General features: G+C 54.6%; 9 protein-coding genes and 1 tRNA gene. 4 read left to right on the forward strand and 6 right to left on the reverse strand.

The window, feature by feature from the left end:
* The 4 genes from M3087_RS05800 to M3087_RS05815 are packed head-to-tail and all read right to left on the reverse strand — an operon-like array spanning position 1 to position 3,752.
* Complete coding sequence (locus M3087_RS05800) at positions 1–435, reverse strand: deoxycytidylate deaminase (RefSeq protein ID WP_022383347.1); 435 nt, start codon at positions 433–435, stop codon at positions 1–3.
* A gap of 30 nt (positions 436–465) precedes the next feature.
* Complete coding sequence (locus tag M3087_RS05805) at positions 466–918, reverse strand: DUF4847 family protein (RefSeq protein ID WP_106484508.1); 453 nt, start codon at positions 916–918, stop codon at positions 466–468.
* A gap of 41 nt (positions 919–959) precedes the next feature.
* Positions 960–3,023, reverse strand: a complete 2,064-nt coding sequence (locus M3087_RS05810) for a M3 family metallopeptidase (protein ID WP_249094331.1) — start codon at positions 3,021–3,023, stop codon at positions 960–962.
* A 36-nt stretch (positions 3,024–3,059) separates the two neighbouring features.
* Entirely contained in the window at positions 3,060–3,752 is a 693-nt protein-coding gene (locus M3087_RS05815; protein ID WP_106484506.1) for a Crp/Fnr family transcriptional regulator, read from the reverse strand.
* Between the two features lie 162 nt (positions 3,753–3,914).
* On the opposite strand from M3087_RS05815, the gene M3087_RS05820 reads away from it, so the two are divergent.
* Positions 3,915–4,514 (forward strand): MarC family protein, encoded by a 600-nt coding sequence (locus tag M3087_RS05820; protein ID WP_022383343.1) that lies wholly within the window; start codon positions 3,915–3,917, stop codon positions 4,512–4,514.
* Between the two features lie 87 nt (positions 4,515–4,601).
* On the opposite strand, the gene M3087_RS05825 is transcribed toward M3087_RS05820, so the two are convergent.
* Complete coding sequence (locus M3087_RS05825; RefSeq protein ID WP_249094332.1) at positions 4,602–10,235, reverse strand: alpha-2-macroglobulin family protein; 5,634 nt, start codon at positions 10,233–10,235, stop codon at positions 4,602–4,604.
* A 210-nt stretch (positions 10,236–10,445) separates the two neighbouring features.
* On the opposite strand from M3087_RS05825, the gene dinB reads away from it, so the two are divergent.
* Positions 10,446–11,522, forward strand: a complete 1,077-nt coding sequence (dinB, locus tag M3087_RS05830) for a DNA polymerase IV (RefSeq protein WP_249094335.1) — start codon at positions 10,446–10,448, stop codon at positions 11,520–11,522.
* A gap of 714 nt (positions 11,523–12,236) precedes the next feature.
* Here dinB and M3087_RS05835 read toward each other — a convergent pair.
* Positions 12,237–12,308 (reverse strand) — tRNA-Arg (locus tag M3087_RS05835).
* 220 nt (positions 12,309–12,528) lie between these two features.
* Between M3087_RS05835 and asnA the strand changes: the two genes are divergently transcribed.
* Together asnA and ung are read left to right on the forward strand one after the other, a co-directional pair.
* Complete coding sequence (asnA, locus tag M3087_RS05840; RefSeq protein ID WP_022385141.1) at positions 12,529–13,566, forward strand: aspartate--ammonia ligase; 1,038 nt, start codon at positions 12,529–12,531, stop codon at positions 13,564–13,566.
* Positions 13,567–13,725: 159 nt separating this feature from the next.
* Positions 13,726–14,388 carry a uracil-DNA glycosylase gene (gene ung, locus M3087_RS05845; protein WP_106484502.1) on the forward strand — a complete coding sequence of 221 codons (663 nt, stop codon included), beginning with the start codon at positions 13,726–13,728 and terminating at the stop codon, positions 14,386–14,388.
* Positions 14,389–14,415: the final 27 nt, after the last annotated feature.

Genomic DNA, 14,415 nt, shown 5'->3' on the forward strand with positions numbered 1-14,415 from the left:
TTATTCTTTAGGATTCACATATACCACTTCGATACCTGCCTTCCGCAACAGCTCGATGCCGTCCTCCAGGCGATACTTCTCCGAGTAGACCACACGGCGTATCCCCGCCTGAATGATGAGCTTGGCACACTCGATGCAGGGCGAAGCCGTGACGTAGAGCGTGGCACCGTCGCTGCTGTTGTTCGAACGGGCTATCTTGGTGATGGCATTCGCCTCGGCATGGAGCACGTAGGGCTTCGTCACATTGTTCTCGTCCTCGCAGATGTTCTCAAATCCCGACGGTGTCCCGTTGTAGCCGTCGGAGATAATCATCTTGTCCTTCACAATCAAGGCACCCACCTGCCTGCGCTTGCAATAGGAGTTCTCCGCCCAGATGGCTGCCATGCGGATGTAGCGCCGGTCCAGTTCGTATTGCTTGGTTTCGTCGTATGTCATACTGTTCATTCTTTTTGTTTCACTCCCTTTCTATTTGTCCGGGCTGAAGAGGATGGAAGTCCCTGCTTCCGTATAGATGCGAAGATAGATATAACTTCCTTCATAACGTACAGCTTCTTCCAAATATTTTATCATAATCCGGCTGATGGCGTCCTCGCCTGTCACCGGTCTGTCGAAATGGAAGCGGATGGTCTGGTTGGAACCGTCGACCGTCCATGTTCCGGTGAGGGTAGTACTTCCTGCCTGGGCATTGAATGTCTCCGGCGTGAAAGAGATGCGGTAAGCATCGCGGCGATTGCCCAACTGCTGGTGTTGTGCCTCGTCCAGGCTGGAGGTCCGCCCGTCGGCGTTATACAGTTCGGTCACATACCAGGTGCGTTCGACAAAGATGCCCGAGATGTCGTCTTCGTCGTTGCAGCCTGCCAGCAACGGTAACAGCAGGCACACCAGCGAAAGTCTGAAAAGGGTTGTCCAATGTTTCATCGGTTCTTGTTTTTTAGTGTTGACGGGGAAAGATTGGTTGCTCACTTGTCACCTGTAATAATGCCATTCCGGCGCAGGAGGGCCTCAATGGTCGGTTCCTGTCCTCGGAAGCGTCGGTAGAGCACCATCGGATGTTCCGTCCCTCCCTTCGACAGAATCTGTTCGCGGAAGGACGCAGCCACCTCGCGGTTGAAAATGCCTTTCTGCTTGAACACCGAAAAGGCATCGGCATCGAGCACCTCCGCCCACTTGTAGCTGTAATAGCCTGCCGAATAGCCACCATCCATGATGTGAGAGAACTGCACGCTCATGCAGGTATCGGGTACGACCGGGAGCAGCTGTGCCTTTGCCCAGGCCTCCTGTTCGTAGGCACGCACATCGCCGTCAAAGTCCTCGTGACGGGTGTACCATGCCATGTCGAGCAGCCCGAAGCTCACCTGACGCAGGCAGGCATAAGCCACGTTGAAGTTCGATGCCCGGATGATGCGTTCCACGTATTCGTCGGGCAGCAGTTCGCCCGTCTGGTAATGCCGGGCAAAGGTGTGCAGGAATTCCTTTTCGATGGCGAAGTTCTCCATAATCTGGGACGGGAGTTCCACAAAATCGCGGTAGACGCTCGTCCCGCTCATCGAGGCATAGCGTGTGTTGGCAAACATCCCGTGCAGGGCGTGTCCGAACTCGTGGAGGAAGGTCTCCACCTCCTCCAGCGTCAGCAGGGCAGGCTTGTTGGGGGTAGGCTTGGTAAAGTTCGTCGTGATGGAGATATGCGGACGGCTGTTCGTGCCGTCGTCCTCCATCCACTGGTCCTTGAACGAGGTCATCCAGGCTCCCGACTGCTTGCTTTCACGCGGATGGAAGTCCGCATAGAGCACAGCCAGGTAGCTGCCGTCGTTGTCATAGACCTCGTACGCCTTCACGTCCGGATGGAACACCGGGATGTCCTTGTTCTCACGGAAGGTGATGCCGTAGAGCCGTGTGGCAAGCCCGAATACCCCGGCGATGACATTGTCCAGCTCGAAATAGGGACGAAGCAACTCCTGGTCGATGCTGTACTTCTCATTCTTCAGCTTCTCCGAATAGTAACCCCAGTCCCAGGGCATGACTTCGAAGTCCTTGCCTTCCATCCGTTCGGCGAGCGCACGGATCTCTGCACATTCCGCTTCCGCCGTGGGACGGTATGCCTCGATCAGCTCGTTGAGCAACTTGTAGACATTGGCACTGTTCTCTGCCATGCGTTTCTTCAGGACATAGTCGGCATAGGTCTCATAGCCCAGCAGCTGTGCCAGCTTCATGCGCGTATTGACGATGGCAGGGACGATGCCCCGGTTGTCATACGCATCGCCGTGCGTACATTGGGTCATGTAGGCCATGTACATCTGCCGGCGCAGTTCCCGGTCGGCGCAATAGGTCATGAACGGACGATAGCTCGGGGCCTGCAACGTGAAGACCCACCCTGCAAGACCTTTCTCACGTGCCGTCTGTGCAGCCGCTTCCACCGCAGACTCGGGCAGTCCTGCCAACTGTGCCTCATCGGTCACCACCAGGCGGAAATTGCTCATCTCCTTCAACGTATTCTGGGCAAACTGCACCGTGAGCCGGCTCAGCTCCATGCTCAGCCGACGGTATTCCTCTTTTGCCTCTCCTTCCAGGTTGGCACCGCTGCGCACGAAGCTGTCATAGGTCTTCTGCAACAGTTCGCGGTCCTCCCCCTTCAGGGTGTCCGCCTCCTGTTCATAGACGGTCTTCACACGGGCAAACAGTTGCTTGTTCAGGCTGATATTGTTGCTGTGCTCCGCCAAGACCGGCGAAATCTCCTGCGCCAGCTGTTGCATGTCGTCGTTGCTCTCCGCCTCCATCAGGTTGAAGAACACCTGGCAGACACGGTCCAGCAGTTCACCGGAACGCTCCAGTGCCACGATGGTATTGCGGAAGGTCGGTGCCTCGGGATTCCCGATGATGGCTGCCACCTCCCGGTTCTGCCGTTCCATACCCTCCCGGAAAGCGGGCTCGTAATGCTCCGTACGGATACGGTCAAACGGATGGGTATGATGGGGCGTATGGTAAGGTTCCAAAAAGGGATTGGATGAAGAAATAGGTTCTGTCATATCATGTTGGGATTTTAATCGGTTGATACTTTCGGTTCATTCACTCAGTCGCATGTCGCGATGTTCCTTCAGCAAGGAAATGTCGGGGATGCGGATTTCTCCCCGATGCAGGGTCAGCCAGTGCTTGTCCTGCATCTCATTGAGTGCCTTCGACACCCGGATGCGTGTGCTTGACAAGAGCTTCGCCAGGTCGTCCATCTTGATCTTCAGCCGTTTCTCTCCACCCGGCACGTAGCTGTGCAGCAGGATGAACTCCACGATGCGGTCATGCAGACTCTCGGGCAGATTGGTCCACAGACGGTCGTGCAGGTTCTGGGCGCGGTTGCTCAGGATGTTCAGGTAGTTCAGACGGATGATTTCATAGTTGTTCAACTCGGAGAGCAGGTAGGCCTTTTCGATGGTGACCAGGTTGCAAGCCGTCAGTGCCGTATAAGTCGACACATACTTGGTAGACCACCCGAAAAGCGAATAGGGTTCTATCAGAAAAGGAGCATTGATTGCCTCGTAGAACGTATAGAGCTCATCCCTGTCGGAAGTCTTCGATACCAGGCTGCCATTCAGCAGGAAAACCAACTCACGGCAGTCCTCTCCTCCAAGCGCTACAGTATCTCCGGCTTTGCGTTTCAGAAAATGTATCTTTACTTTATCGAGTATGCTGGTGAAGTCATTCTTTGCGAGTCCCTGAAACAAAGGGAGCTGTAGCAAAGTGTCATACATTGTCATCTCCATCGTTCTTCGTGTTTATATCATTACTTGCTAAATTATACAAATATAAGGACGAAACCTTTACAGCAGACCATTTTGCCCGATGTTTTATGTTTTTTTTCTTTTATTAAAATGAAGAGCGGTGCATAAAAAATAGATATATTTGCAGAAAAAAAGGAGGAAGATATGTTTGCAGAATTCAACTTTCAGCAATTAGTGAGCGCATTCATTGTGCTATTCGCCGTGATCGACATCATCGGTGCCATACCTATCATTTTGAACCTGAAACAGAAAGGTCGCCCAGTCAATGCGCCGAAGGCTACGCTCATCTCATTTGCCTTGCTGATTCTATTCTTCTTCGGCGGTGATGCCGTCCTGAAGATTTTCCAGGTGGACATTGCTTCGTTTGCCATTGCCGGTGCGCTCATCATCTTCCTGATGGCACTGGAAATGATTCTCGACATTGAGATTTTCAAGAATCAGGGTCCCATTCAAGAAGCGACCCTCGTACCCCTTGTCTTCCCGTTGCTTGCCGGTGCAGGTACCTTCACCACGCTAGTGACCCTGCGTGCCGAATATGCCACCATCAACATCCTCATTGCCCTTGTGCTCAACATGGTGTGGGTCTACTTCGTCCTGAAGATGACCGACCGCATCGAACGTTTCCTGGGCAAGGGCGGTATTTACATCATGCGTAAGTTCTTTGGCATCATCCTGATTGCCATTGCCGCCCGCCTCTTCACTGCCAACATCTCGGCATTGATTACCGAACTACAGAACTCCTGACGTACCCCACCAAACAGTGTGTCCCGTGAAACGCATCCATCCGACGCGTCTCACGGGACACACCCGTATTCAGCCGTAACATGACGGCTACTTCACCTGTATCGTTCCGGCTGCGGAATGGGCATTCAGCTCCGGCGCATAGGCCGACTGGATGGTCGCGATGCCCAGGCTGTAAGTACCCGGAGCCGTCAGCGTATATTCCATGTCAAACGTATGCACGCCCTTACGGAAGGTATCGGCAAAATAGCGGACGGAAGCATCCTTCACCACCCGGTAGTAACCCATGCCGTTGTCCCAGCGATAGCCGGAAAGCACCACACCCGGTTCCATGCAGGCAGCCTGCTTGTCTTCTATCTGTATGAAGTCCAGGTCGCGGTCAGCCGTGACCAGCAGACGGGAGAGTACCCGGTCGCCTACGTTCAGGACATCTCCGGACTTCACTTCCTGCCACTCTTCCCGGTCACCGTTCCGGCGACGCACGAGCAGATGGCGTTCAATGCTCAGCCCCGTGGCGGCAGCGCTGACCCGGTCAAGCTGTTCCAGGTATTGGGCATAGACAGCACCCCACGACAGATGGTCGGCTTTCTGTTCCACAACCAGTGTCTTCGGAGTTTTCGCCTTATCGCCGAGCGGAACGGTCTGCTTCACATAACCCAAAGCCGATGACGGCTCCTTGTCTGCCAGACGCTGTTTGTCGAGCGTCAGTACAGCAGGCTCAGCGGCATCCAGCCATTCGTCCCGTCCGTCCAACAAGGCATAGACCGCATTCACACTGTTCATCGGCGTATCCCATGCCTGCACCTGTTTCTGTTTCAGCAGCCAGTGCTGGAACTCCTGTACGGTACTGTCCGCCACACCCATCTCACGGCATACCTCGATGACCATGACCTGAGTCGAGATGCGATAGTCCGCCCAACTGTACCGGGCAATGTTCGTGTCATAGTAACGTCCCAGTTCGGAAGTCTGCACGGAGTATTCCAGGCACGATTGCAAGAAGGTCTGTCCGGCATCCTGCTTGCCGTTCTTCGTCAGCACATAAGCCGAAGCCGCCTTCCCGAAGATGGTCAGGGCTGACGACATCCGCTCCAGTTTCCCCATGAAATAGTTCCACGCCGTCTGTTCCTCGTCGGTCAGACTGCCACCGTAGAGCGTCTGCAGGTAGAGATAGTGCAGCATCGGTTCGGAAGGCATCAGGTCTCCCCCGTGCTTTTCTTCCGCCTCACGCATCCGCTTGTATTCCTCCACCATGTCTTCCGTCAGGTAGTGCATGCCCGAGCGGATGTTCGTCTGCACGTCACCGGTCGCCTCTTCTCCTGCCAGCTGACGCAGACGGAGCAGCGTCTCCACAACCTGAGTCGTCACATACCGGCTGCCCGGCATTCCGGGATACCAGGACCAGGCGCCGTCAGCACGCTGGAGGGCAGACAGCTTCTTCACATAGTCCGATGTGCGTGCTCCCAACGTATTCAGGTCGAAGAGGGTGGAGAGGCGGCGGCGTTGCTCGGCTTCATTGGCAGCTTCCGAGAGCCACGGAGTCTCTTCGAGCAGGATGTTCTTCAGCTCACGGTCTTTCTGCAACTGGCTCCACAAGGTCTCTCCGGTTCCTCCTTGTGCCACCCAGGCAGCTGCCACTTCGCGGATGCGCGGATGGGCATTTGCCACGTGACTGCCCAGCGTCAGGGCATAGTAGGCGGAAGCCAGCGAGATGGCATCGTCTGCGTCGGGTTGGGCCATCGACGGCAGAGCCATCACGGCAAGCCAAGCCGGGTGATTGGTATATTCCACTGTCAGCCGGCGTTCCGTAGCCGTGCGGCTGTTGCGGTTGAACAGGTCTTTCAGGCTGATTTCATGACGTCCTGCTCCGTTCACGGAGATGGTCTTGCTCTCGGTAATCCACTCCTTGTTGCTCAACACGGGCAGGTAGCGTTGCTCGCCGTCAGAGAAAGCATCTCCCTCTGCCACGAACCGGCAGGCAAGGAGGGTCGTTTCCGTCGGTGTCACACGGAAGGAGGCGACGGTTTGCTTGCCGGCACCCACCTCGAACGTCAGCTTTTGGGAGTCATGGACTTTCTCGGTCTGCGGGTCAAACAGCTCCATGCGCACCACGCCCTTGACCATCCGTGCCGAACGGTTCTGGATGGTTGCCGAGAGGGTCGCCTCATCGCCCACACGGATGAAGCGCGGCAGCTGTGCCTGGAGCATGAACTCCTTGCTCGCCACGACCTCGTCTTCCAACTGACCGTACCGCATGTCCTTCGTATGCGCCTGGGCAAGGAAACGCCAGGTCGTCAGGCTCTCGGGCAAGGTGAAGGCAAGGGTTGCCACGCCGTTCTTGTCGGTGCGGATGTGCGGATAGAAGAATGCGGTCTCGGCAAAGTTGGAGCGCGGAGTCTCGGACGTTGCACCCGTATTCGTACCTGATTCCTCCAGCAGTGAAAGTGGAACAACATCTGTCATCACCACCTCCTGCATGTCCGCCACGGCGGGTTCCATCAACGCAGCATTCTCCACCACAACACTGCCCGCCACCGAAGCTACTGCCTTGGTCATGTATTGCCGTCCGGCAAATCCCCTCCACTGTTCGCGGAAAGCCATCAGTTCCGTCCAGCGGTCGAAGGACCAGAAGAGGTTGCGGTACCGCTTGTTGTTTGCAAAGCTGAAATAGGCAGAAGGCAAGAAGGTTTCTGGTGCTCTCCACTGCACGAAAGGATAGCGCAGGTGGGAAGGCAGACGAAGCAACCATTCCAAGCGTCCATACTGGTCGAGCGAGTGGTCATAGAGGGTAGCAAGCAGCTCGGCATCGGCAGGAGTCCCATCGGGAAGAGTGATTTTCAACCGCCATTCCTCGGTATCACCCGGACGGAGACGGTCACGGAAGGTTTCCCAACGGAGTTGCAGCTCCTGTTTCGGAGCCGGGGGTGTCAACTTCTTGCTTTGCTGATAAACGACACCGTCCTTCAACGCCATAAATTGGATGAGAGCCCCTTCAGCATATTCGGGCTTGTTCGCGTAGCGGAAGGTCAACACGGAGTCCGTGAGCAGGAACCGCTTCTTCTCCAACCGACGGTTACCGGCAAAGACATCGTAGAAGATGCAGGCGTCCTTGGCAGCCGTGCCCACCTGGATGGTGACTGTGCCTTCGGGCTTCAACTCACTCTGGTCCTGATAAACCCACAAGACGTCTTTCGTCGGGATGTGTCGGTCGTCCAAGCTGAAGAGCGTCAGAGAGGCTTTCTCCTCCGAACGACGCCCCCGGGCATCGGCAGCCGTGAAGAGCAACTCATACTCACCGGAAGGCAACTGTTTGAAGATTTCCGGCTCGAAGGGACGGTTCGCCTCAAACTGTCCGCGATAGACGGGTTCGCCTGCCTCCCTCTCTCCACCTTCCTTGTAGCGATACGGAGCTACCGTCCATTCGCCGGTCACGTTCATGAGTACTCCATTGCTGTTGGTCACACGGACGAAGAGCGAATCGAGGTGTTCCTTCACCTGCACATATTCGTTCTTGAAGAAGAGCTTCAACGACTCCTTTCCGGCATTTCCTGCCCATTCAGCCTCCTGAGTCTCTCCGGCAAGGCTGGTCACCGAGGCTTCTACCCGGAAAGTAAAGTTGTCGTAGCTCATCGGGTCTGCTTCGCACTGCAAGCGGAAGGGGATATGGAACAATCCGTCGTCACCAACTGTGGTTTCTCCGGTAGTCAGCACCTGCTCGTCAAACATGCCATCACGTGTCCAGAACCTTTCACGGATTACCTTATAGGTCACTTTGCCTCCTGCCACAGGGGTTCCGTTGTAGTTCATTGCCGTGCCGGTCAGGGTCACACTGTCATTCACGACATAGGCTTCCGTCAACGGACGAAGCGCAACTTCAAACACCGGACGCTTGTATTCTTCTACTCGGCAGGTCGTCCTTCCTCCGTCATTGTCGCATTCGATAGTGACCTGTCCCGGCATGCAGTTCTCCGGCAAGGTTACTCGGGTACTGAAGGAACCCATATCGTTGGTACGCACATTCAGCCTCGCCAGCATCTGACCGTTCGTGTCGCGCACTTCCAACCCCACTTCCTGATTGATCGCCACATGCTGACGTCTGTCCTTATCCGTAAATGCCAGTCCACTAAGCTGGATGGTTTGTCCGGGACGATAAACGGCTCGGTCCGTATACATATAGGTATAGAGGGTAGTCTCTGTGGCATCCTCATCGAAACGCAGCCAGTCCCAATTGCGCACGCTCAGCGTATCGGTACGTCCTGCGTCCGACTTGTAGGCGCTCACATACAGGTCCTTGACCTCGCTCTTGATGAGGACTTCGCCATCACGTCCGGTCGTAGCTTTGCCCAGAGAGTGATAGACCTCCTTGCGTCCACTGATGTCGCGCTTCAGCCATTCCACCTCGGCACCTTCCACGGGATGTCCCGTCAGGTTGTCGAGCACCACGACCTGACGACTACCATCAGGCAGGTGGAGTACCACGGGACGCAGGTAGCAATGGTTGAACTTCAGCTTCTCAACCGACTTGCCTGCCTGTGCCTCCACCACGTACTGCGACGGGTGAGGCAGGGGTTGCAGGGTCAGCAGGGTATCTTCCGCTTCATACGGCAGTGGGTGAGTCAGCCGCACCGTCCGGCGTTCCACTACCTTACCGGTGAGGCGGTCTCTCACAGTCAGACGCATCTCCGACACCGAACGATGGAGAACCCTTAAGCTCCAAGGTCGTCCCTTCAACGGCGCGTCCTCCAAATTCAGATGCAGCACGGGGGAGGTCATGCCGTCCAGCCGTTCGCGGAAGAAATCGGCAAACTTGTAACGGGGGTACCGTTCCAGGGCTTCCCGGCACAGGCTGTAGCGGACGGAGTCTTCCTGCTCATACTCCACCCACATCTGGTAGATGTAAGGTGGAAGAGAGGTGTCGCGGTAGGTATTGAGTGCCTGTTTCAGCGTAGCAATAAACGTCTCCCGTTGTTTCCAAAGCGGACTATTGCCGCCACTACCCAGATCGGACAAGGCTTCCGCCTGCCACAGTTCCATCAATCCGAGCGCTTCCCGATTACCGGACGTCCGGTAGCAGTCAACGGCACGGCTGTAGGTCTGAAGGATGAAAGCGACGCCGTCGGCATCCGTACACCGGTCCTGCATCTCCCGAACCATCAAGGACAGCAGGTCGTGCCCGAAGAAGGCACTCTCCTCCCCTTTCTCCACCAGCAAGGCATAGTCGCCGGTCGTCGTGCGCATCAGCAACGGCATGTCCGTCAGTGCCTCGGTGTAGGCAGTCAACCGGGCACGCAGGAAGTCGGTGCGGCTCCACTTGGCAGGGTCGTCCGACAAGGCTTCCGTCACCTGACGGCTGTCCGCCCTCTTCTGCATCCCGAGTTCATGGTAGGCATTGCCCAGCACCATGTTCAGCACGGCACGGTGGGCAGGGTCTTTCTCGGCAGCAATCCATTCCGTCAGCCGACGCACGTCCGTACAGGCACTGTCGGGACTGATGGCACGGCGTTCCTGTGCTGCCGTGAGGAAGGCTTTAACCATGTGGGGGAAATTGCCGTCGCGCTCGGCACGGCGATAGATTTCGTCCGCAAGCCGGATGACGGATACGGGCAACTCTGCTTTCTGCATGGCTTCCACTTCTTTCCACTGACGGGCGTAATCTTGTGCCATCAGCGGAACCATCCAGCAGAAGGCTGCGAGCAGCAGCATGCTTTTCAACAACATTCTTTCCATATTCTTTTGTTTAAGTTTACTCAAGTATCAGTGACAAAGAGACACGACACTCTCTGAATCATTTTACTCCACAGACATAGAGACTTGGTTTTTACCAGTAAACGTATCGGAAGGGCACTTACTGCATAAAGACGTGCAAAAGATAATTAAAAGGAAAGAACGTGCCAAGCTTTTTTCACTATTTTCGCTCACGATTTACCGGACAACCCCATGACCTTACGCAAAATCATCCACATCGACATGGACGCCTTCTATGCCTCCATTGAACAGCGCGACAACCCGGAGCTGCGCGGCAAACCGATTGCCGTAGGACGCGAAGAAGAACGGGGTGTTGTGGCGGCGGCAAGCTATGAGGCACGCAAGTTTGGCGTCCGCTCTGCCATGGCATCGACCCGTGCACGCAAGCTGTGCCCGGAACTGATTTTCGTACCGGGACGGATGGAGGTCTACAAGAAGGTGTCGGAGCAGATACGCGACATCTTTGCGGAATACACGGACCTCATCGAACCGCTGTCCATCGACGAGGCGTTCCTGGATGTGACGGAGAACAAGAAGGGGATGGAACTGGCAGTGGACATTGCCAAGGAAATCAAACGGCGCATCCGGGAGGAGCTGCACCTGGTGGCATCCGCCGGTGTATCGTACAACAAGTTCCTCGCCAAGGTTGCCTCGGACTACCGCAAGCCGGACGGACTGTGCACCATCCACCCCGACCAGGCGCAGGACTTCATCGACCACCTTCCGGTGGAGGCTTTCTGGGGCGTGGGCAAGGTGACGGCAAAAAAGATGCACGAACTGTTCATCCATACGGGGAAGGACCTGCGTGCCTGTTCGCTGGAGATGCTCACACACTATTTCGGCAAGGCAGGACAACTCTATCATGACTTCGCCCGAGGCATTGACGAACGTCCGGTGGAGGTCATACGCATCCGCAAATCCCTGGGCTGCGAACATACGTTGGAGCGCGACCTCACCTCGCGGACCTCGCTCATCATCGAACTGTATCACGTGACCACCGAACTGGTGGAGCGACTGAAACGCCACAACTTCCGCGGCAACACCCTGACGCTGAAAATCAAGTTCCACGACTTCACACAAATCACCCGCAGCCAGAGCACGGTGCAACCTCTCGTCAGCCTGCAAGATATCCTCCCCCTCGCCAAACAGCTCCTGAAGGAGGTCGACTGCGAACATCATGCCGTCCGCCTCATCGGTCTCTCTGTCTCCAACCCGCAGGAAGACAGAAAGGGGGTCTGGCGGCAACTGGAACTGCCGTTCAAGAGGTAGCAGACAGCGGACCCGAAAGCAGAAAGACACGATTTTCCCTCATCTGCTTGACAGAATCACCCGATACGCCCTTTTCAGCTAACTCGTCCTTTTCGAAAGTCCGATAATCTGGAGACGAAACGTGAATGATTGCAAACGGAATGCCCGAAAAAGGCCTTTGATTTTAGAAAACTATACATTTCGTTTTCGAAAAACAGACAAAACGTGCCCGGAACAATATTGTTTCGCGAGCCAAACAATATAGTTTGACGCGTCAAACAATATAGTTTCACCTCCCAAACACTTTTGTTTCATGCCCAGAAGTCAAATCTTTGGAAAATGGAAGTAAAAAGAAGCGAGTTTCACTCTCTAGAAGAAAGGTGCTGTCAACAAATCGGAAGGTGATAAAAAGAGGTCTACTCGAATAGTATGAATGACAAAAGTCGCCTTCCTCCCCAATAATACACTCAGAAAGGAAAGAAAATTCTCCATACAGCAACAATCTGTATTTTGCGAATCGTCTGAGAATGCCACGAAATCCACCAAATCGTATTTTGGTGCGAGAAAGAACATTGTAGAACCCTTCGTTTGACATTTTGTCAAAACATAATTCAGAAACATCCACACCCCTACATTTTTGTTTGTTGGACATCTACCCGATAGACATTGCCAATTGGAACGATTGACACCAACCAAAAAAAGGACCTGCTGTCTGTGACAACAAGTCCTTCTGTGTATCCCCGTGGGGAGTCGAACCCCAATCGTTGGAACCGGAATCCAATATTCTATCCATTGAACTACGGAGACAGATTCTTTTCAAATCGGTGCAAAAGTAACAAATAATGCAGAATCTTCCTAACTCTGGCTGACTTTTTTATGCCGGACGTTCTTCTTTTTCATTTTCTAAACGTCATTTATATCGGGAATATACTATCAAAATAAAAACTATTATCTATATTTGCCCATCAAAAAGAAACGAGATAAGTAAAAATACAATTACCAAGTAAAGAGAAACCAAAAACAACAGATGAGTTATTTGATTGAACCGAAAAGCTACAAGCCGCTGCTCGACTTGAAACAAACCGAACTGGGAATTAAAAAAGTGAAGGAGTTCTTCCAGCAGAACCTGTCCTCGGAACTCCGCCTGCGAAGGGTCACCGCTCCTCTCTTTGTCCTCCAAGGTACGGGATTGAATGACGACCTGAGCGGCATCGAGCGTGCCGTGAGCTTTCCCATCAAGGACTTGGGCGACGCACGTGCCGAGGTGGTCCACTCGTTGGCGAAATGGAAACGGGTAACGCTGGCAGACTACCGGATAGCTCCGGGATATGGCATCTATACGGACATGAATGCCATCCGTGCCGACGAATCACTGGGCAACCTGCATTCGCTCTATGTTGACCAATGGGACTGGGAACGGGTCATCACGGCAGACGACCGCAACCTGGACTTCCTGAAAAACATCGTACGCCACATCTATGCTGCCATGCTACGCACGGAATACATGGTGTGTGAACAGTATCCGCAAATCGAACCGTTCCTGGCTCCGGACATCTTCTTCATCCATTCCGAGGAACTGCGCCGCCTCTATCCGGACAAGACACCGAAAGAGCGCGAGAGCCTCATCACCCGCCAGCACCGAACGGTCTTCATCATGGGCATCGGTGGCAATCTGGGTGACGGACAGCCTCATGACCTGCGTGCTCCCGACTACGATGACTACACGACTCCCAACAGCGACGGGTTCCTGGGACTGAACGGTGACCTCCTCGTGTGGCATGACATCCTGGACTGCCCCATTGAGGTTTCCTCCATGGGTATCCGTGTGGACCGGGAGACCTTGCTCCGTCAGCTGACCCTGTCGGGGAAAGAGGAACGCAAGGAGCTCTATTTCCACCGCCGGCTGCTCGAAGGTTCACTGCCACTCAGCATCGGAGGCGGCATCGGACAGTCCAGACTCTGCATGATATATCTCCGCAAGGCACACATCGGCGAAATCCAGGCAAGCATCTGGCCCGAAGAGATGCGCGAAGCGTGTGCCAAGCTCCACATTCCCCTGATTTGAACCTGGAGCGGTCGAATGACCGATTTGGGTTGAATCCGTCCGTTTGATGCACCGGAATCCACAGGCAGACGTACAAAGATAACGGAAGTGGGATACCCGGTTCCACTTCCGTATCTCAGCATTTATTCGTAAGTTTGCAGCCAACCAACAAGCAGACTCATGAATGTACAGATAGAAGAGAGCTGGAAGAAACACCTGGCTCCTGAATTTGAGAAGGATTATTTTGTGCAGCTGACCGACTTCGTACGCAACGAATATGCACACACCACGGTCTATCCTCCGGGACGGCTAATCTTCAATGCTTTCAACCTCTGTCCTTTTGACCGGGTGAAAGTGGTCATCATCGGACAAGACCCCTATCACGGTCCGGGACAGGCTCACGGACTGTGCTTCTCGGTAAACGACGGGATTGCCTTCCCGCCCTCCCTGCAAAACATTTTCAAGGAAATACAAGCTGACTTGGGCAAGCCCATACCGACCAGCGGCAACCTGACACGTTGGGCGGAACAGGGTGTACTGATGCTCAATGCCACCCTGACTGTACGCGCCCATGCAGCCGGCTCCCACCAACGCCGTGGCTGGGAAGAATTTACCGACGCTGCAATCCGTGCCCTCAACAACGAACGGGAACACCTTGTGTTCATCCTCTGGGGTGCATACGCTCAGAAAAAGGGAGCTTTCATTGACCGCTCCCGTCACCTGGTACTGACCTCGGCACATCCCTCTCCTCTGTCGGCACACAACGGTTTCTTCGGCAACCATCACTTCAGCCTGACCAACGACTACCTCCGGGCACACGGACAAACTCCTATCGACTGGTAGTGGTTCTGACAGCGGACGAGAAAAACA

The organism is Mediterranea sp. ET5 (assembly GCF_023337025.1).
Lineage (GTDB): Bacteria > Bacteroidota > Bacteroidia > Bacteroidales > Bacteroidaceae > Phocaeicola_A.

What these genes read in the sequence shown, in the direction of transcription:
- M3087_RS05815 (WP_106484506.1), bottom strand. Translation starts at nt 3,752, where the DNA reads ATGGAGATGACAATGTATGACACTTTGCTACAGCTCCCTTTGTTTCAG.
- M3087_RS05800 (WP_022383347.1), bottom strand. Translation starts at nt 435, where the DNA reads ATGACATACGACGAAACCAAGCAATACGAACTGGACCGGCGCTACATC.
- dinB (WP_249094335.1), top strand. Translation starts at nt 10,446, where the DNA reads ATGACCTTACGCAAAATCATCCACATCGACATGGACGCCTTCTATGCC.
- M3087_RS05825 (WP_249094332.1), bottom strand. Translation starts at nt 10,235, where the DNA reads ATGGAAAGAATGTTGTTGAAAAGCATGCTGCTGCTCGCAGCCTTCTGC.
- M3087_RS05805 (WP_106484508.1), bottom strand. Translation starts at nt 918, where the DNA reads ATGAAACATTGGACAACCCTTTTCAGACTTTCGCTGGTGTGCCTGCTG.
- M3087_RS05810 (WP_249094331.1), bottom strand. Translation starts at nt 3,023, where the DNA reads ATGACAGAACCTATTTCTTCATCCAATCCCTTTTTGGAACCTTACCAT.
- M3087_RS05820 (WP_022383343.1), top strand. Translation starts at nt 3,915, where the DNA reads ATGTTTGCAGAATTCAACTTTCAGCAATTAGTGAGCGCATTCATTGTG.
- ung (WP_106484502.1), top strand. Translation starts at nt 13,726, where the DNA reads ATGAATGTACAGATAGAAGAGAGCTGGAAGAAACACCTGGCTCCTGAA.
- asnA (WP_022385141.1), top strand. Translation starts at nt 12,529, where the DNA reads ATGAGTTATTTGATTGAACCGAAAAGCTACAAGCCGCTGCTCGACTTG.